General features: G+C 68.6%; 20 protein-coding genes and 1 tRNA gene. 14 read left to right on the forward strand and 7 right to left on the reverse strand.

Translation table 11 applies throughout. The annotated features are described in order from the left end of the window. Positions 1-14 precede the first annotated feature (14 nt). Positions 15-644 (forward strand): maleylpyruvate isomerase family mycothiol-dependent enzyme, encoded by a 630-nt coding sequence (locus tag EV650_RS37740; protein ID WP_134124040.1) that lies wholly within the window; start codon positions 15-17, stop codon positions 642-644. Next, a complete protein-coding gene (locus tag EV650_RS37745; RefSeq protein WP_134124041.1) occupies positions 641-1,027 on the forward strand; it encodes a VOC family protein in 387 nt (128 codons plus the stop codon). The genes EV650_RS37740 and EV650_RS37745 overlap by 4 nt, the downstream gene beginning before the upstream one ends. Here the strand turns inward: EV650_RS37745 and EV650_RS37750 are convergent. Then, positions 1,024-2,526 carry a serine hydrolase domain-containing protein gene (locus EV650_RS37750; RefSeq protein WP_202875296.1) on the reverse strand — a complete coding sequence of 501 codons (1,503 nt, stop codon included), beginning with the start codon at positions 2,524-2,526 and terminating at the stop codon, positions 1,024-1,026. The genes EV650_RS37745 and EV650_RS37750 overlap by 4 nt on opposite strands. A 95-nt stretch (positions 2,527-2,621) precedes the next feature. Between EV650_RS37750 and EV650_RS37755 the strand changes: the two genes are divergently transcribed. Beyond that, positions 2,622-3,155 (forward strand): helix-turn-helix domain-containing protein, encoded by a 534-nt coding sequence (locus EV650_RS37755; RefSeq protein WP_134124043.1) that lies wholly within the window; start codon positions 2,622-2,624, stop codon positions 3,153-3,155. Between the two features lie 3 nt (positions 3,156-3,158). On the opposite strand, the gene EV650_RS37760 is transcribed toward EV650_RS37755, so the two are convergent. Further along, on the reverse strand, positions 3,159-4,172 hold the full coding sequence (locus EV650_RS37760; protein WP_134124044.1) for an aldo/keto reductase: 1,014 nt from the start codon (positions 4,170-4,172) through the stop codon (positions 3,159-3,161). Between the two features lie 99 nt (positions 4,173-4,271). Here EV650_RS37760 and EV650_RS37765 point away from each other — a divergent pair, with 99 nt between their 5' ends. Both EV650_RS37765 and EV650_RS37770 read left to right on the forward strand, forming a co-directional pair. Then, a complete protein-coding gene (locus tag EV650_RS37765) occupies positions 4,272-5,177 on the forward strand; it encodes an AraC family transcriptional regulator (RefSeq protein ID WP_202875298.1) in 906 nt (301 codons plus the stop codon). A 17-nt stretch (positions 5,178-5,194) separates the two neighbouring features. Further along, positions 5,195-6,028: a hypothetical protein gene (locus EV650_RS37770; RefSeq protein WP_166678417.1), complete on the forward strand. Its 834-nt coding sequence runs from the start codon at positions 5,195-5,197 to the stop codon at positions 6,026-6,028. 18 nt (positions 6,029-6,046) lie between these two features. On the opposite strand, the gene EV650_RS37775 is transcribed toward EV650_RS37770, so the two are convergent. Then, positions 6,047-6,490: a nuclear transport factor 2 family protein gene (locus tag EV650_RS37775; RefSeq protein ID WP_166678418.1), complete on the reverse strand. Its 444-nt coding sequence runs from the start codon at positions 6,488-6,490 to the stop codon at positions 6,047-6,049. Positions 6,491-6,572: 82 nt separating this feature from the next. On the opposite strand from EV650_RS37775, the gene EV650_RS37780 reads away from it, so the two are divergent. Further along, on the forward strand, positions 6,573-7,169 hold the full coding sequence (locus EV650_RS37780; protein WP_166678419.1) for a TetR family transcriptional regulator: 597 nt from the start codon (positions 6,573-6,575) through the stop codon (positions 7,167-7,169). Here the strand turns inward: EV650_RS37780 and EV650_RS37785 are convergent. The 3 genes from EV650_RS37785 to EV650_RS37795 are packed head-to-tail and all read right to left on the reverse strand — an operon-like array spanning position 7,054 to position 10,312. Further along, a complete protein-coding gene (locus tag EV650_RS37785) occupies positions 7,054-8,343 on the reverse strand; it encodes an SAM-dependent methyltransferase (RefSeq protein ID WP_134124047.1) in 1,290 nt (429 codons plus the stop codon). The two genes, EV650_RS37780 and EV650_RS37785, sit on opposite strands and share 116 nt — an antisense overlap. Next, positions 8,313-9,068: a DUF1365 domain-containing protein gene (locus tag EV650_RS37790; protein ID WP_238174741.1), complete on the reverse strand. Its 756-nt coding sequence runs from the start codon at positions 9,066-9,068 to the stop codon at positions 8,313-8,315. The genes EV650_RS37785 and EV650_RS37790 overlap by 31 nt, the downstream gene beginning before the upstream one ends. Beyond that, the gene (locus EV650_RS37795) at positions 9,065-10,312 is read right to left on the reverse strand and encodes an NAD(P)/FAD-dependent oxidoreductase (RefSeq protein WP_134124049.1); all 1,248 of its coding nucleotides are present in this window, start codon (positions 10,310-10,312) and stop codon (positions 9,065-9,067) included. The genes EV650_RS37790 and EV650_RS37795 overlap by 4 nt, the downstream gene beginning before the upstream one ends. Positions 10,313-10,405: 93 nt before the next feature. Between EV650_RS37795 and EV650_RS37800 the strand changes: the two genes are divergently transcribed. From EV650_RS37800 to EV650_RS37810, 3 genes are read left to right on the forward strand one after another with little or no spacing between them, the layout of a single operon-like run. Then, a complete protein-coding gene (locus EV650_RS37800) occupies positions 10,406-11,311 on the forward strand; it encodes a MerR family transcriptional regulator (protein ID WP_134124050.1) in 906 nt (301 codons plus the stop codon). After that, entirely contained in the window at positions 11,311-11,748 is a 438-nt protein-coding gene (locus EV650_RS37805) for an SRPBCC family protein (RefSeq protein ID WP_134124051.1), read from the forward strand. Before EV650_RS37800 ends, EV650_RS37805 begins: the two co-directional genes overlap by 1 nt. Next, a complete protein-coding gene (locus EV650_RS37810; RefSeq protein ID WP_134124052.1) occupies positions 11,745-12,659 on the forward strand; it encodes an SDR family NAD(P)-dependent oxidoreductase in 915 nt (304 codons plus the stop codon). The genes EV650_RS37805 and EV650_RS37810 overlap by 4 nt, the downstream gene beginning before the upstream one ends. A 39-nt stretch (positions 12,660-12,698) precedes the next feature. Here EV650_RS37810 and EV650_RS37815 read toward each other — a convergent pair. Next, positions 12,699-12,770: transfer RNA gene (locus tag EV650_RS37815), tRNA-Arg, on the reverse strand. A gap of 191 nt (positions 12,771-12,961) precedes the next feature. On the opposite strand from EV650_RS37815, the gene EV650_RS37820 reads away from it, so the two are divergent. The 5 genes from EV650_RS37820 to EV650_RS37840 all read left to right on the forward strand — a co-directional run bounded on the left by EV650_RS37820 (position 12,962) and on the right by EV650_RS37840 (position 18,139). After that, a complete protein-coding gene (locus EV650_RS37820; RefSeq protein ID WP_134124053.1) occupies positions 12,962-13,147 on the forward strand; it encodes a PspC domain-containing protein in 186 nt (61 codons plus the stop codon). Positions 13,148-13,192: 45 nt separating this feature from the next. Next, positions 13,193-13,723 carry a hypothetical protein gene (locus tag EV650_RS37825; RefSeq protein ID WP_238174742.1) on the forward strand — a complete coding sequence of 177 codons (531 nt, stop codon included), beginning with the start codon at positions 13,193-13,195 and terminating at the stop codon, positions 13,721-13,723. 62 nt (positions 13,724-13,785) lie between these two features. Beyond that, a complete protein-coding gene (gene argS / locus EV650_RS37830) occupies positions 13,786-15,444 on the forward strand; it encodes an arginine--tRNA ligase (protein WP_134124054.1) in 1,659 nt (552 codons plus the stop codon). Further along, positions 15,441-16,847, forward strand: a complete 1,407-nt coding sequence (gene lysA, locus EV650_RS37835) for a diaminopimelate decarboxylase (protein ID WP_134124055.1) — start codon at positions 15,441-15,443, stop codon at positions 16,845-16,847. Before argS ends, lysA begins: the two co-directional genes overlap by 4 nt. Continuing rightward, positions 16,844-18,139: a homoserine dehydrogenase gene (locus EV650_RS37840; protein ID WP_134124056.1), complete on the forward strand. Its 1,296-nt coding sequence runs from the start codon at positions 16,844-16,846 to the stop codon at positions 18,137-18,139. The genes lysA and EV650_RS37840 overlap by 4 nt, the downstream gene beginning before the upstream one ends. Position 18,140: the final 1 nt, after the last annotated feature.

Here is an 18,140-nt window from a genome sequence, read left to right on the forward strand (position 1 = left end):
TTCGTCGGTGGGGTATGACGGACATTAGAAGCGCCGTGGCAGGCGAGCGGACCGAGCTGGCGGACCTGCTGGCCGGGCTGTCGGAGGACGACTGGGACCGGGAGACGCTGTGTAGCGGCTGGCGGGTCCGGGAGTTGGTTGCCCACATCACCATGCCGTACCGGATCTCCCCGCCGCGGTTCGTGCTCGGTCTGATCCGGTCCGGCGGCAAGTTCGACCGGTACGCCGACCGGCAGGCCAGACTGGACGCGTCAGCACTGTCTTCGGTGGAGCTGGTCGACTGTCTCCGCCAGAACGTCAACCACCCGTGGAAGCCACCGGGCGGCGGGTATGAAGGCGCCTTGTCCCACGACGTGATCCACGGCCTCGACGTGACCGTTGCACTAGGCATCGATCGTCAGGTGCCCGCCGAGCGACTGCACGTCATCCTCGACAAGCTGAATCCACGCCAGCTCAAGTACTTCGGCGTGGACCTCACCGGCATCCAGCTCCAGGCCACCGACCTCGATTGGACCTACGGGACCGGCGTACCCCTGACAGGCAAGGCCCAGGACCTCCTCCTCGTACTGAGCGATCGCACCCTCCCACCCGACCACCTGTCCGGCGCTGCCGCCGGACGATTCACCGCTGGAGTGACCCGATGATCATCAGCCTCCCGATCGAGGACCGCGCGCGGTCGTACGCCTTCTTCCAGGAGGCGCTCGGTCTGACGCCGGTAGGGGACGAGCTGGGCGACGACGGCATCCCCGAACCACTGCAGTTCGCGCTGGCGGACGGCGTCACCATGATGCTGATTCCGACCGGCGGCTTCGGCTGGGTGCTCGGCGACCAGCCGGCCGCCCCGCCAGGCACCAGCGAGTGCATCCTCACCGTCCACGCCGACACCGAGGAGGCCGTCGGCGCCGTGGTCACCAAGGCGGTGGCCGCCGGGGCCAAGCTGGTCACCGAGCCGACCCGCAAACCCTGGGCCTATATGGCGACGTTCACCGACCCCGACGGCCACCTCTGGATGATCGAGACCGCCTAGAGCAAGCGCTGGTGCAGGTTTGCTGCGCGGACGGTTTTGCCGGCGGGATGGTGACGGAACAGGCGGCCGCCGTACCGGAACCACTCGACTCGGCCGTCGGCGCCGCGGACGAAGTTGGCGCGGGTGTGGGTGGGCCGGCCGGATGGGTCGAGGGCGAGGACGTAATCCCTGCGGTAAAAGGGCAGACGGAGCGCGACCTCGCCCTCCAGGCTGGCGACCAGCTCGCCGTCCTCGGCGACCAGGTCGAGCCCGAACTCGCCCGACGTACCGTCGAGGCCGATCTGCTGGGACACATAGGAGCCCTCGTACGCAGCCAGTTGCTGAGGCGGGAGCTGACGCGGTACGGCGGGCAGGTTGCCGACGTCGGCGAACTCACGCAGCGCCCAGTCGTCCGCGAACAGCTCGGCCACCAACGCCGGACCGCCTTCGGAGTTGGTCAGCAAGGTGATGGCGAAGTCCCGCTCCGGAACCATCAGGAAGCCGGAGTGCTGCCCGGACCAGTCGCCGCCGTGCTGTACGACGGTCGGGCCCTCCGCCGTCGGCCGCAGGTGCCAGGTGACGCCGACACCGTTCAGCTCGACGAACAGCGTGCCACCCGGGCCGGGGTGGGACCGCATCGCGAGCCGCGCCCGGTCGCTGAGCAGGTGTGGGAAACCCTTGTGGCCAAGGTGGTACCGCGCGTACCGGAGCTGGTCGCGAGGGCTCGAGATCAGGCCGCCGATCGAGGCCAGGCTGCGCGGGATCCGGTCGAAGGACGGCTCGACCACCGCCTTGCCGTCGATGACGTTGTGCGAGGCGGCGACGCTGAACCCGCCGAGCTCGCTCCGGAAGAACCGGCTGTGCTCCAGTCCGAGCGGATCGACGACCAGCTCGCGGGCCGCGATCTCGTACGGCTTCCCGGTGACGACCTCGACGATCCGGCCGGCCACGCCGATCGCGGCGTTGTTGTACGCGAACACCTTCCCGAGCGGGGTCAGTTGCGGGACCTTGGCCAGCCCGGCGACGTACTGCGCCAATGCGTCCTCGCCGTCGCCGAAGTCCTGGAGGTAGTCGCCCAGCCAACCGGGGGAGTGGTTCAGCAACTGGCGGACGGTGACCCGCTTGGCGACCGACGGGTCGCTCGTCTGGAAGTCCGGCAGGTACGCGCGCACGGGCCGGTCCAGACTGATCAGTCCACGCTCGACCAGCCGCATGATCGCCGTACCGGTGAAGGTCTTGGTAGTCGAGCCGATCCGGAACACGGTGTCGGCGGTCACCGGAGCCGGCTGGTCCACGTTCGTCACGCCGAAGCCACGGACATATTCACGGCCGCGGTACCAGACGCCGAGCCCGACACCGGGGATCGCGTACTTCGTCATCCCCGCCTCGATCTTGTCCGCCAGCCGGCCGATCGACGCGGGCTCACGGGAGGTGGTGGCGGTTGCGGGCAGAGTGGGTAAAGCGGCCACCGGTACGGCGGCCGCCGCGGCTTTGAGCACGGTACGACGGGTGAGCGACACGTCAACGTCTCCTCGAGTTGGAATGCTTCCGATGCCGCTATTATTACCAGCATTGGTATCAATGGATACCCTGAAAGATCCCTGATGGAGAGCCGATGGCGGAGTCGCCGACCCCGGTGCTGGACGTCCTGTTGCACCCGATCCGCTGGCGCATCACCCAGCGCGTGCTGGGCCGCGAAGTGACCACAACCGACCTGAAACGCGACCTCCCGGACGTCCCCACCACCACGCTCTACCGGCACGTTGCCGCCCTGATCGACGCCGGCTACCTGACCGTGGTCCGCGAGCGAAAGGTCCGCGGTACGACGGAACGCACGCTCACCCTGGACCAGACCAAGGTCGGCCGGATCGACGAGCGCGAGGCGCGGGCGATGACGCCGGAGCAGCACCGTCAGGCCTTCCTGATGATGCTCACCGGCCTGGCCGCCGACTTCGATCGAGCCGTCGACCGCGGCGACTTCAAGACCCGGGTCAACCAGCTCGGCTACTCCCAGGTCGCCCTGTACGTCGACGCCGACGACCTGGACCGCATCCAGCAGGGCGTCAACGCCGTACTCGAACCCCATCTCCAGGACGCCCCGGGCAAGGACCGCGTGGTCGTCTCCTTCATCGCCGTACCTGACGACTAGCCGTCAGCGGCGACGGAGGCGGGCGTCTGCGATCGCGGGTGGCGTGGCGGCGTAGTTGTCGGCCGGGTCCAGTTCGGTGCCTGGTGCAACGATCTCGTCGATCCGGTCGAGGATGTCGCCGGACAGCTCAAGCTCGGCGGCAGGCAACAGGCTGTCGAGTTGCTCCTGCGTACGCGGACCGATCAGCACGGACGTCACGGCCGGATGCGCGCGGACGAACGCGATTGCCAGGTGCGGCAGAGTCATCCCGGCTTCCGCAGCCAGTGCGGTGAGCTTTGCCACCGCCTCGGTCTTGGCCTGACCGGTCGGGGTCGAGGGGTCGTAATGGCCCGGCCGCGTCGACGCCCGATGCGATGACGCCAGGTTCGCCCGGCCGGACAGCCAACCGCTGTTCAGTGGGCTGAAGGTCAGCACGCCGAGGCCGTGCCGCTGAGTCACTGGGAAGACGGACGCCTCCGGCCGGCGCGTCAGGATCGAGTACATGGTCTGTTCGGTCAGGAACCGGTGCGTGCCGCGGCGCTCGGCGGCCCGTTGCGCCTCGACGATCGTCTCCGCCGGGAACATCGACGAGCCGAACGCCCGGACCTTCCCCGCCTGCACGAGATCGGACAGCGCGGACAACGTCTCGCCGGGATCGGTGTCGTGGTCCGGCCGGTGCAGCTGGTACAGATCGAGGTGGTCGGTCCCGAGCCGGCGCAGGCTGTTCTCGACCGACTGCATGATCCACCGGCGGGAGGCGCCGCTCTGATTCGGATCCGCACCCATCGGCAGGCCGAACTTGCTCGCCAGTACGACGTCGTCGCGCCGGCCGCGGATCGCCGTACCGACGATCTCCTCGGACTCGCCGGCGGAGTACACGTCGGCCGTGTCGATCAGGTTGATGCCGGCGTCGAGGGCGCGGTGGATGATCCGGACCGAGTCCTCGTGGTCCGGGTTGCCCATCGCGCCGAACATCATCGCGCCGAGGGCGACGTCGCTGACGGAAATGCCGGTGGCGCCGAGGATTCTGCGTTGCATGGGGTTGATGCCTTTCTGGTCGGTACTTCGATCACAGCACCGCCGGGCGCCGGAGCGTGAGCCTGATGCTGGCGTCGGCTTGCGCGATCCTGCCGACCTGTGTCCACTGGGGGAGTGGACCTGCTGGACGAGCTCCAATCCCTGATCATTCGGTACGCCGTGGGACGGCGCGGGCGTACCCAGCGCTTGATCGACGGGGTGCAGATCAGCCGCGCGGACGAGCCGAGTGAGCCCACCGCCGGCCTGATGCGGCCTGCGGTCACAGTCGTGGCCTCGGGCGTCAAACGGACCTTGCTGAACGGTGTCGCGTACGAGTACAGCGCCGGGCAGTTTCTCGTCAGCTCACTGGATCTTCCGGTGATCGGCCAGGCGCTGAAGGCGAGCCGGGACGAGCCGTTCGCCGTGGTCAGCCTCCGACTCGATCCGGTGGATATCGCGCCACTCCTGCTCGAGACGCCGGCCCTGCCACCGCAGTACGGCGGTCTGGTGGTGAGCGATGCGACACCCGAGTTGCTGGATCCCGTCGTACGACTGCTGCGGATCGCCGACCGGCCGGACGACGTACGGGTGCTGGCGCCCGGGATCCGGCGAGAGATCCTGTGGCGTCTGCTGACCGGCGAACAGGGTGCTCTGGTCCGGCAGATCGGTCTGGCCGACGGCATGCTGGCCCATATCTCGAAGGCGATCCGCTGGATCCGCCGGCACCACAACGAACCGGTCCGGGTGGCCGACCTGGCTGAACTGGCGGGCATGAGCGAGTCGACCTTCCACCGCCACTTCCGCGCCGCGACCTCGATGACCCCGATCCAGTTCCAGAAGCAGATCCGCCTCCAGGAGGCCAGGATCCTGCTCCGGACCCAGGCCACCACCGCGGCCGATGTCGCGTACCAGGTCGGCTACACCAGCCCGGCCCATTTCACCCGCGAGTACCACAAGGCCTTCGGTCGAACCCCCGGGGAAGATCGAACAAATTTCAGCTCTCCGGTGGTGGCAGAGGGTTCCTGACCTGCTACAACCAGTGAATGCGCAAACTGGGGATCATCTTCGTGGTGGCTCTCGCCGCCCTGCTCATACCCATCCAGGCTCAGGCCGTTACCGGCTGGAACGTCGTCGGGTCGGACAACGCCCGTCCGCTCGACGAAAGCCAAGGACTCGCGACCGTCACCCGCGACGGCAGCACGCAGTACCGCTACACGGGTGTCGGCACCATTCCTGCCGACCTGTTGACCCGCGGCTGGAACCACGTTGGTGACCCCGGCGCCGGGCAGGGCTGGTACGTCGAGCCGTACCAGCGTGACGACCGTGGCGGGAAGCTGTTCCGGGTGCAGTCGCCGTCGGGCACCTGGGCGAACTACACGCACGCCCTGGAGTCCTGGGAGGCCAACAACAACAGCTTCGCCGCCGTGTCGCCGGACGCCCACTGGCTGGTCAACGGTGAGTGGGGAACGATGGACCGGCTCCTGGTCTTCCCGATGCCCGGAGTCGCCGCGACGGACCCGACCCAGAACCTGCCCTATGCCTCCGCGATCCGGCTGGACCACCAGGTCCGCGACGTCCAGGGCTGCGACTTCGTCACCGCAACCCAGCTGCTCTGCTCGTCCGACGACCCGGACGGCACCCTCTTCGGTACGACGAAACCGCTGCTGCAGGTGGATCTATCCGTACCCGTAGGCGCCGGTGACGTGACCGGCCACGTCACCTCACTCGGCCAACTCCCGCTACAGAGCGCCTGCTCCGGCAACTTCGAGGTAGAAGGCATCGACTACTACGAGCCCGACGCCACCCTCCGCGTCGTCATCATGTCCCCGAGCGCCTGCATAGCCTTCGACAGCAAGACGTACCGCTTCCAACGCTGAGCCGCTCCGAGTTTGCTGTCAGGCGGTCGTGTGCGCGCGTGACTGCATGGAGCGGATGACGCTGATGTCGATCCCGATCTGTTCGGCGAAGCTCCCGGTGTCCCAGTACGAACGGATCCTGTCGATGAAGCCGGTGTCGTCGAAGTGGAAGAACGAGGCCATTTCCATCGTGTAAGGCCGGCCGGCCACATCTTGCGGAAGGTGGAGTGTGCCGGTCTCGACGAACTCGCAGGCGGCCGTGTCGCCTTGGATCACGGTCGTCGCGACCTCTTGGTGGACGTCCGGGATCACCGTACTGAACAGCATCGACCAGACCGGCCGGATGTGATCCTTGCCCCGGCTCGGCTGATCGCTCGTCGGGAACTGGATGACCACGTCCTCGGACATGTAGGCGAGAACGGTTGCGAGGTCGTGGCGGCTGTAGGCCTGCCAGTACTGGTTCATGGTGTCTTCGAGGTTCATGGCACAGGACCTTATTGGCAGATCTGCCATTTGGCAATCCTGCCGTTCGGCAGTTCTGTCGGCATGAGCTAGCCTGATCAGCGTGACCAGCGATCCCGAGACCGGCCTGCGTGAGCGCAAGAAGAGGCGAACCGAGGATGCGATCATCGACGCCGCGCTGCGGCTGTTCGAGTCGAAGGGGTACGACGCGGTTCTGGTCGAGGACATCGCGGCGGCCGCGGACGTCTCGCCGCGAACGTTCTACCGCTACTTCCCGGCGAAGGAGGACGTGCTCCTCGGCGGCCCGAACGCCGGGGACGCGACGCGACAGGCACTGGCCGAACGCCACCCGGACGAGACAGATGTGGACTTCGTGGCCCGCGCGATGCTCGCCGGCCTGACCGCCGGCGACCCGGCGCGGACGATGCGCGCCTATCGGTTGGTCCAGGCAGTACCGGCGCTTCAGGCGCGCATGTTCCAACTGGTGTGGCGCGGCGGCCAGGAACACTTCGTCGAGGCACTCCTGGCCGGCAGACCCAGAACCCGGGACGCGGAACTGCGCGCGAATGTCCTGACCCACGCCGTCACCGACGCGATGCGCGTGGCTGTCGTCTTCTGGCTTCAGTCCGACCGGCACGGTTCCCTCGACCAGGAATGCGCGAAGGCTCTGTCGCTCCTCCGTGAGGCTTTCCAGGCCTGACCCTCAGTTGGGCGACGTCTAGGTAGCCGGAGGCGAAGCCGGCTTCGCTGTAGGCCAGGTAGTACTCCCAGGTCCGGCGGAACGTCTCGTCGAAACCCTGCGCCCGGACGACCTGCCAGTTCGCGGCGAACTGGCGTCGCCACCGGCGCAGCGTCTCGGCGTAGTCCGCACCGAACCGGTGGTCGTCGTCGACCGTCAACGAGGTGTACTGCGCCAGCCCTTCGTCGATCGCGGTCCGGGACGGGATCAGCCCACCCGGAAAGATGTACTTCTGGATCCAGCCGTACGACTTCCTGGTGGCCCGCATCCGGTCGTGGTCCATCAGGATCGCCTGGATCGCGATCGATCCGCCCGGCGCCAGCAGCTGGTCCAACTTGCGGAAGTAGTCCGGCCAGTACTCCTCGCCGACCGCCTCGACCATCTCGACGCTGACGATCGCGTCGTACGAGCCGGTCACCGCGCGGTAGTCCTGCAACCGCAGGTCGACGCGGTCGGTCAGTCCTGCGTCGTCGATCCGCCTGCGGGCCAGCTGGAGCTGCTCGGTCGACAGGGTGATGCCGGTGACGTGGGCGCCGCGGCGAGCCGCAGCGATGGCCAACGTGCCCCAGCCGATTCCGATCTCGAGCACTCGACTACCGGGGCCCACGTCGGCCTGGTCGAGGATCCGCTCCACCTTGCGGGTCTGTGCCGCTTCGAGATCTTGACCTGACAGCGGTACGTCGGGGTCGAACAAGGCGGAGCTGTACGTCATGCCAGGGTCGAGGAACGCTGCGAACAAAGCGTTGCTGAGGTCGTAGTGCGCACTGACGTTGTCGCGCGCACCGGTGACCGTATTGCGCTGCCGGGCCGGGATGCGCTCTTCGACGACCCGACGGAAGCGCAGCAGCCACTGCGGCAGGAGCTGAGTGAGCTGGGCTGCGAACGGCGTGAGCAGCTCGCCGAGATCGGTCCCGTCGGCGGCTGCCCAGTCGCCTGCCATGTAGGCCTCTCCGAGACCGATCTTCGGGTTGTGCGCGAGCCGCTCGAACATCGCGCCCGGCCGGATGATCCGCAGTACCGGCGCGTCCCGGCCGCCTCCGCCACGGACCGTACTGTCCGGGTACACGGCGCGGACCGCGACCTGGTCGAGGATCCGGTCGACGATCAGCCGGGTGATTCGGGCCCGGACGCGCATCTGAGTCCTTCCTGTGGTGTGTGTGCAGGTCGTCTGACCACCGGCAGTCCGCGCGCCCACAGCCACACTCCGTGCAGCCGGATCAGCGCCGACACCCGCTGCGGCATCAGCGGCCTCCGTACGGCGGCGGTCAGGACCGCGCGGCGGGTAGCCGGTCGCGGTACGCCGTCGAAGCTCGCGCCGAACGTCGTCCGCCCGGCCCGGGACAGGCTCACCTGAACGCGGACGCGGTCGCGGTCCAGCGCGAACCGGAGCCGGTAGTCACCGGACACGTCGTTGAACGGCGAGACGTACAGCTCCTTGGCGGTCTCGGCCGCGCCGTTCGCGTCCGGCGTGAGCAGGTACGCGTGACGTTCGCCGTACGTGTTGTGCACCTCGGCAACGACGTACGGGCTGCCGAGGCACCAGAAGACGGTGATCGGGTCGAAGACCTGGCCGAACACGCGCGCGTTGGCGAGCATCAGGACCTGGCCGTCGAAGTCGATGCCGCGGCTCGACAGATAGCGCTGCAGCTCGGCCTTGATGGTCGGACCGCGGCCACCGAGGTGGTCGCGGACGTCGAAGCGAGCAAGCGGGCGCAGGTACCACGGCAGTCGGGGCAGGTCGTCGAGGTCGACCAGCCACTGGTAGACCCGCTGCCGGAAGGCGTGCCGGATCGGGATCGACCGGCCGTGCCGGACGACGCCGGTCACGATCGCCGGGAGCGCGGGGAGCTGACCGGTCACCAGTGCACACCGAAGGATGCGGCCGCCGCGACGCCGGCCCGGCATCCGTCCTCGTGGAAGCCCCAGCCGTGATACGCCCCCGCGAACGCGACCCGGCCGGTGTTCAGCGTCGCCAGCCTGCTCTGCGCGGCGACCGTCGCGGGGGTGTAGATCGGGTGCTCGTAGTCCATCCGGGCGATCACCTTCGCGGGATCGACCGTCTCGGCGCCGTTCAGCGTGACCAGGTACGGCTCCTCGGTCTCCAGGCCCTGCAACCGGTTCATCCAGTACGTCGTCAGCGGTGCACCGCGGCGTACGACGTAGTTCCAGGACGCGCGGGCGTTCTTCGTTGTCGGGAGCAACGACACGTCGGTATGCAGCACGGTCTCGTTGCGGCCGTACTCGAACGGCCCGAGCACGCCCTTCTCGGCCGGCGAGGCGTCCGCGAGCAGCTCCAGCGCCTGGTCGGCGTGGGTCGCCAGCAGCACCCGGTCGAAGTCCATGCTGTTGCCGTCAGCAACGGTCACGGAGACGCCGTCGGGGTGTCGTTGCACCGCCCGGACCGGCAGCCCCGCGCGGATCGCGTCGAGGCGTTGCGCGATCGCGTCGACGTACTGCCGGGAGCCGCCGCTGACGGTCATCCACTGCGGCGAGCCGCCGATCGAGAGCATGCCGTGGTGGTCGAGGAACCGGAACAGGTAGCGGGCCGGATACGTCAACGCCGACGCGCCGCCGCACGACCACACGCAGGACACGACCGGTACGGCGTACAGCCGGACGAAGGCCGGGCTGAACCGCTCGGCCTCGAGGAACTCGCCGAAGGTCGCGACGTCGTCGTCGCCGGTCCGTGCCACGTACGCGGCCGCCCGGCGGTGAAAACGGCGTACCTCGGTCAGCAGGCGGAGGAAACGCGGGTCGCCGAGCCGGCGGCGCTGGGCGAAGACCCCGGTCAGGCCGCGGCCGCCGGCGAACTCCAGACCGGAGGCCGGGTCGCTGATGCTCATGCTCATCTCGGTCGGCTGGGTCCGCACGCCGAGCTCACCGAACAGCCGCCGCAGCAGGGGATAGGTGCGGGTGTTGTGGACGATGAAGCCGGTGTCGATCGCGAGCCGGCGTCCGGCCGGGTCCGTGACGTCGTGGGTGTGCGCGTGTCCACCGAGACGCGGCTCGGCCTCGAAGAGCGTGACGTCGTACCGCCGGGCCAGCAGGTAGGCCGCGGTCAGGCCGGACACGCCGGCACCGATCACGGCTACGGACTCGGTCATGGGCGGTCTCCTGGCTGTCTAAGGTTTGTCTAGAGATTAGGCAGACCGTTGTGCCTCTGTCAAAGGTCTGTCTAATGTCTGTAGAGTGTGGTCATGCAGACTTCGATGCCGGCCGGGCTGCGGATCGGTGCGCTGAGCAAGCGGGCCGGTGTCAGTGAGCACGTCCTGCGCGCCTGGGAGACCCGTTACGGACTGCTGTCCCCGACGCGCTCGTCCGGCGGCTTCCGGCTGTACACCGATGACGACGTACGCCGGGTGTTGCGGATGCGGACGTATCTCGCCGGAGGGCTGTCAGCAGCCGAGGCGGCTCGTGCTGTGCTGGCCGAGCCCGCCGGCCCGATGACGGCTCCCGATCCGGCTGCTGTGCGGGTGGCCCAGGCCGGTGGTTCCACCAACCTCAGTGCCGCCCTTGACGCGCTCGACGAGCGGTCCGCGCATGTCGTGCTGGATCAGCTTTTCGGTGCGTTGAGCGTGGAGGCGGTGATCCGCGACGTCCTGATCCCGTACCTGCACGAGCTGGGCGACCGCTGGAGTCGTGGTGAGGTGACCGTCGGCCAGGAACATTTCGCCAGCAACGTGATCCGTTCCCGGCTGGCCGCTCTGGCGCCCGGTTGGGGTGGTGGCAGCGGTCCGCAGGTGCTGCTGGCCTGCCCGCCGGGCGAGCTGCACGACATCGCGCTGCTGTCGTTCGGTCTGGTACTGCGACGCTCGGGCTGCCGAGTGGTCTTCCTCGGCGCCGACTCACCGATGGCCGACATCGAACGGGCGGCCGAGGCGCTCGGGCCGGACCTGGTCGTGCTCGCCGCCTCCGACCCGGCACGCTTCGACTCGATCCGGCCCGACCTCGTCACCCTCGCCCGAAGCCAGGCCCTGACGCTGGCCGGTCCAGGCGCGTCCGCCGACCTCGCAACCGCTGTCGGAGCCGAGTACGCCGCCGACGACCCGGTCAGCGCCGCAGAACGCTGGGCCACGCTGCCGAGCAAGCCGAGGAGGACCTGATGATCGTCATCGAACGTGAAGTATCCGTTGCGGCTACGCCCGAGCGCGTCTTCGACTACCTGGCTGACTTCCGCACCACGGAGGAGTGGGACCCCGGAACGATCCGCACCACCTTGACGTCGGGCGACGGCGGCGTGGGTACGACGTACCAGAACAGCTCCCGGTTCTCCGGGCGCGAGACCGAGCTGACCTATGTGACCGAGCAGCTCACCCGTCCCGACCGCGTGGTCCTGCGCGGCGAGAACCGCACTGTCGTTGCCCGCGACACGATGACGCTGCGCAGGACTGGGGAGCTCACCCAGGTCAGCTATCGCGCCGAGTTCCGCTTCAAGGGTCTGGCTCGGCTCGCGGAACCCTTCCTGCGCAGGCCGTTCGAGCGCCTGGGCGACGAAGCCGAGGCCGGTCTGCGCAATGCTCTGGGGAAGCTCGGCGGATGATCTCCGCCCTGGACTCTGCCCTCGACCGCGCCGTCGTTCCCGGTTACACGAAACTCGGCTACCGGCTCCGGAGGAGATCGTGGCCCGCCGGCGACCCGCGCGCCGACGCCCTGGCAGGCAAGACGGCTGTCGTCACCGGTGCCGGCAGCGGCCTGGGCAAAGCGACCGCCGCCGGCCTCGCCCGCCTGGGCGCCACTGTCCATCTGGTCGTCCGCAACAAGGGCAAGGCCGAAGGTGCCCTGGCCGAGCTACGCGGCGAGTTCCCGAACGGCACCTTCGTCGTCGACGAATGCGACATCTCCGACCTGGACGCCGTACGCCGCTACGCCACCCAACTGACCGAACCCGTCCACGCCCTCATCCACAACGCCGGCGTGATGCCCCCCAAGCGCACCGAGTCCGCCCAAGGCCACGAACTCACCCTCGCCACCCACGTCCTCGGCCCCCTCCTCCTCACGGACCTCCTCCACCCCACAGGCCGAGTGATCTTCATCGCCTCCGGAGGCATGTACACCCAGCCCCTCCCGACCGACCCCGAGTACCGCGACGCGCCCTACAAGGCCGCCACCGCGTACGCGCGAACCAAGCGCATCCAGGTCTCCCTGACCCCACTGCTGGCCGATCAGCTGGCCCCGACCTTCGTGGGCACCATGCATCCCGGCTGGTCGGAAACGCCCGGCCTGATGACCTCTCTACCGGGCTTCAGCAAACTCACCCGCCCGCTGCTCAGATCGCCGGAAGAGGGCGTCGACACGACGCTCTGGCTGGCCGCGACCGAGCCGCCACCTCCGACCGGCCAGTTCTGGCACGACCGCAAGATCCGCCCCACCCATTACCTGAACCACACCCGGGAAACAGCAGCCGCCCGCCTTGAGATGTGGGACTACTGCCGCGCAGCCGCCGGCCTCTGAAACGACAAAAGCCGGACCATCAGGTCCGGCTTCGAAAGGCGCCCCCGGCAGGATTCGAACCTGCGCACCCGCCTCCGGAGGGCGGTGCTCTATCCCCTGAGCTACGGGGGCTCAGGAACGTGCAGAACAGTAGCAGGAAGTCATCGGATTTCCCGAATTGGGGCAGGCGTCCGGTGCGTCACCGAGAGCGGCGCCCGGGGGACCCCTGAGCGGACCCTGGAACAGCGGTGCGGCGGGATCGACATCACGTGTGGTGACGTCATAGTGGAGGTAAGTCCAACTGTGGAAAGGAAACGGTACTCATGGCTAGCTCTCTGGTTCGCCCGTCACGTGATCGCTGGATCGGCGGTGTCTGCTCCGGACTGGCTCGCCGGTTCGGTATCTCGTCGAACACGATGCGTCTGATCTTCGTGGTCAGCTGCCTCCTGCCCGGCCCGCAGTTCCTGATCTACATCGTCCTCTGGATCCTGATGCCCTCGGAGGGCTGACCCCGGTCGTCGGCCGCCGTGGCGCCACGTGGCAACCTGCTGTGCATGAGAGCAAGTAGGTGGCGCCGGGCGGCCGTGACGGCGGCAACACTGCTCGTCACAAGCACTGTCGCCGCCGGCTGCCAGGTCGGTCCCGCGCCGCCCGCGGCCGCCGAGTTGCGGACGGGTGCGCCGCCTTGGGCCGCGCCGCGGGACGCGGTCTCGTACATCGACAAGGCGGGCTTCGAACGACTCCCGCTCGACTTCTCCGGCCAGTCGCCGTACACCGTGAACCTCGCGGTCACGGTCGACGGCAAGCCGGTCCAGGTCCCGGCCGGCATCGGCATCGACAAGCTCCGCGCCGAGCAGGCCGCCGTACACACCCACACCACCGACGGCGTGATCTGGGTCGAGGCCAAAACCACCTCCGAACACCCGACGCTGGCCCAGTTCTTCACCCTCTGGGGCCTCCGGTACGACGCCAACTGCCTCGCCGGAGCCTGCAAGAACCTGAAGATCACCGTCAACACCCAACCCGCCCCCTGGAACACCCCACTCGTCCGCAACAGCCACATCACGGTGAGTGTGCAGAGCTGACCGCGTACCGGGCTGTGGATAGCGGGTCAAGGGTTTGGGGCTGTGGCCATTAGGCTGAACCGGTGACCCCGGAACAGCTCGCTGAGAAGATCCTGCAGGCCCTGGCCGCGCTCGCCGACGACGGCGCCATCACCGTCGAGGGCGGGCTGCCGCGCGAGCTGAAGGTCGAGCGCCCCAAGAACCCCGAGCACGGGGACTACGCGACCAACGTCGCCATGCAGCTCGGCAAGCGCGCCGGGCTGAATCCGCGCCAGTTCGCCGAGCTGCTGGCCGCCAAGCTGCGCGACGACGAGGCCATCACCGCCGTCGAGATCGCCGGCCCCGGTTTCATCAACCTCCGGGTCGCCGCGGACGCGCAGGGCAAGGTCGCCCAGTCGATCCTCGACGCGGGCCCGAAGTACGGCACCACCGACAGCCTGCAGGGCCGGACGATCAACGTCGAGTTCATCTCGGCCAACCCGACCGGCCCGCTGCACCTCGGCCACACCCGGTGGGCCGCCGTCGGCGACGCGCTGGCCCGGGTGCTGACCGCGGCCGGGGCGAGCGTCACCCGCGAGTTCTACATCAACGACCGCGGCAACCAGATGGACAAGTTCGGCGCCAGCCTGAAGGCCGCGGCGCACGACGAGCCGATCCCCGAGGACGGGTACCACGGGGAGTACATCCTCGACCTGGCCAAGCAGATCGTCGCCGAGGTGCCGGGCATCACCGAGCTGCCGGACGACGAGCAGGCGATCGCGTTCCGCGAGGCGGGGTACGAGCGTCAGCTCAAGGAGCAGCAGGCCCAGCTGGAGCACTTCCGGACCAAGTTCGACGTCTGGTTCTCCGAGCGCAGCCTGCACGAGCAGGACGGCGTCGGCCACGCGATCCAGAAGCTCCGCGAGCAGGGCCACCTCTACGAGGCGGACGACGCGCTCTGGATGCGGACGACGGACTTCACCGATGACAAGGACCGGGTCCTGATCCGCTCGAACGGCGAGCCGACGTACTTCGCCTCCGACGCGGCGTACTACGTGAACAAGCGCGACCGTGGTTTCGAGACCTGTGTCTACATGCTCGGCGCCGACCACCACGGGTACGTGAACCGGCTGAAGGCGATCGCGGCCTGCGCCGGTGACGATCCCGCGCACAACATCGAGGTCCTGATCGGCCAGCTGGTCAAGATCCTCAAGGGCGGCGAGGAGATGAAGCTGTCCAAGCGGGCCGGCACCATCGTCACGCTCGCCGAGCTGGTCGAGGAGGGCGGCGTCGACGCGCTGCGCTACACGCTCTGCCGCTACCCGACCGACTCCCCGCTGACGCTGGACATCGAGGAGATGACCCGCCAGGCCAGTGAGAACCCGGTGTACTACGTCCAGTACGCGCACGCCCGGCTGGCCTCGATCCTGCGGAACGCCGACGAGCTCGGCATCAAGCTGGACGAGTTCGATCCGGGTCTGCTCAGCCACGAGCGTGAGGGCGACCTGCTCCGTGCGCTGGCCGAGTTCCCGCGGGTCGTCGCCACCGCCGCCGAGTTGCGCGAGCCGCACCGGATCGCGCGGTACCTGGAGGACACGGCGTCCGCGTTCCACAAGTTCTACGACAGCTGCCGCGTGCTGCCGCGCGGCGACGAGGAGGTGGAGCCGGTGCACAAGGCTCGCCTGACCCTGGTCTCCGCGACCCGGACCGTGCTCGCCAACGGGCTCGACCTGCTCGGCGTCTCCGCACCGGAGCGGATGTGAGGGCGCACGAGGCGGGCGCGCTGCACGCCGACATCGGCCACAAGGCTCCGCCGTGGCTGCGCGCGCCGCGGGACCCCAACGACCTGGTCACCTCGCTGTGGTCGCACACGGCGAAGAAGAACGCCGAAGGCGCCCTCGAGGTCGGCGGTGTCGACCTGCGGGAGCTGGTCGCCGAGCACGGCAGCCCGGCGTACGTGCTGGACGAGGAGGACTTCCGGATCCGGGCGCGCGCGTTCAAGCACGCCTTCAAGGACTTCGACGTCTACTACGCCGGCAAGGCCTTTCTCAGTACGACGATCGTCCGCTGGGTGATGGAGGAGGGCCTGAATCTCGACATCTGCAGCGGGGGAGAGCTCGCCGTCGCGCTGCGGGCCGGCGCGGACCCGAAGCGATTGGGGTTCCACGGCAACAACAAGTCCGAGTCCGAGCTGGCCCGCGCGCTCGACGCCGGTGTCGGCCGGATCGTCGTCGACTCGCAGTACGAGATCAGCCGGCTGATCGAGCTCGCGGCCGAGCGTAACGTCGTGGCGCCGGTGATGATCCGGGTCACTGCGGGCGTCGAGGCGCACACCCACGCCTATATCGCGACCGCGCACGAGGACCAGAAGTTCGGCTTCTCGATCACCTCCGGCGCGGCCTTCGAAGCCGTTGCCCGGGTCAACGAAGCGCCCGAGCTCGAGCTGCTCGGCCTGCACTCGCATATCGGCTCGCAGATCTTCGACTCGTCCGGGTTCGAGGTGGCCGCGAAGCGCGTGATCGCCTTGCACGCAACGGTTTCCGAAGAGCTCGGCGTGGACATGCCCGAGCTCGACCTCGGCGGTGGATTCGGGATCGCGTACACCACTCAGGACGATCCGTCCGACCCGGCGCAGCTGGCCACCGAGATGGGCAAGATCGTCGAGCACGAGTGCCGCGCGTTCCAGGTCGACGTACCCAAGGTCTCGATCGAGCCCGGCCGCGCGATCGTCGGCCCGGCGATGTGCACGATCTACTCGGTCGGCACGGTCAAGGAGGTCGAGCTGGACGCCGGCGCCGCCCGGACCTACGTGTCCGTCGACGGCGGCATGAGCGACAACATCCGCGCCGCGCTGTACGACGCCGACTACTCCTGCACGCTCGCCAACCGGTACTCCGACACCGAGCCGACCCTGGCCCGCGTCGTCGGTAAGCACTGCGAAGCCGGCGACATCATCGTGAAGGACGAGTTCCTCCCGTCCGACGTGCAGCCCGGTGACCTGATCGCCGTACCGGGCACCGGCGCGTACTGCCGGTCGATGGCGAGCAACTACAACCACGTGCCGCGGCCACCGGTGATCGCGGTCAAGGACGGTCGGACGCGCGTCGTCGTACGCCGCGAGACCGAGGACGACCTGCTGGCACTGGACATGGGGGTTGACGAATGAAGGACGACAAACCTCTGAAGGTAGGCCTGCTCGGTTGTGGCGTGGTCGGCACCGAGGTGGTGCGGATCCTGACCGAGCAGGCGGACCATCTGGCGGCCCGTGTCGGCGCCCGGCTGGAGATCGCCGGCATCGCGGTACGACGGGCCGGCCGGGAGCGCGACATCGCCGTCGACCCGGCCCTGATCACGACCGACGCGCAGGCGCTGGTTTCGCGCGGCGACCTGGATCTGGTGATCGAGGTGATCGGCGGCCTCGAGCCTGCCCGCAGCCTGATCCTGACCGCGCTCGAGCACGGCGCCTCCGTCGTCACGGCGAACAAGGCGTTGCTGGCCGAGGACGGTCCGACGCTGTTCGCGGCCGCGGAGAAGTACGAGCGCGACCTGTACTTCGAGGCCGCGGTGGCCGGCGCGATCCCGATCCTGCGGCCGCTGCGCGAGTCGCTCGCCGGTGACGACGTGATCCGGGTGATGGGCATCGTCAACGGCACGACGAACTTCATCCTCGACAAGATGGACACCACCGGCGCCGGCTTCGACGAGGCGCTCGAGGAGGCTCAGGCCCTCGGGTACGCCGAGGCCGACCCGACCGCGGACATCGAGGGTTTCGACGCGGCCGCGAAGGCCGCGCTGCTGGCCAGCCTGGCATTCCACACCCGGGTCTCGATCGCCGACGTACACCGCGAGGGCATCACCGAGGTGACCGCGACCGACATCGCGTCGGCTCGCGAGATGGGCTGTGTGGTGAAGTCGCTGGCGATCTGCGAGCTGGACGAGGCCACCGACTCGGTCAGCGCCCGGGTGTATCCGGCGATGATTCCGGTCACGCATCCGTTGGCCAGTGTTCGGGACGCGTACAACGCGGTTTTCGTCGAAAGCAAGGCAGCCGGACGGCTGATGTTCTATGGTCGTGGTGCCGGCGGCGCCCCGACGGCCAGTGCCGTCCTCGGGGATCTGGTCTCCGCCGCGCGCAACCGGCTCAAGGGCGTGCCGGGGGTCGGCGAGTCGTCGTACACCCAGCGGGCCGTGCGGCCGATGGGCGACGCGATGACCCGCTACCACGTGTCGCTGGACGTGGCCGACAAGGCCGGTGTGCTGGCGGCGGTTGCCTTGGCCTTCGCGGAGCACGACGTGTCGATCCAGACCGTCCGCCAGGAAGGCCGTGGCAGTGATGCGCAGTTGGTGGTGGTCACCCACACCGCGACCGACGCCGCGTTGTCCGCGACCGTGGAGTCCCTGCGCGACATGGACACCGTTCGGGAAGTCAGCAGTGTGATGCGGGTAGAAGGCGAGTAAT

It is taken from the genome of Kribbella kalugense, assembly GCF_004365875.1.
Taxonomy (GTDB): domain Bacteria; phylum Actinomycetota; class Actinomycetes; order Propionibacteriales; family Kribbellaceae; genus Kribbella; species Kribbella kalugense.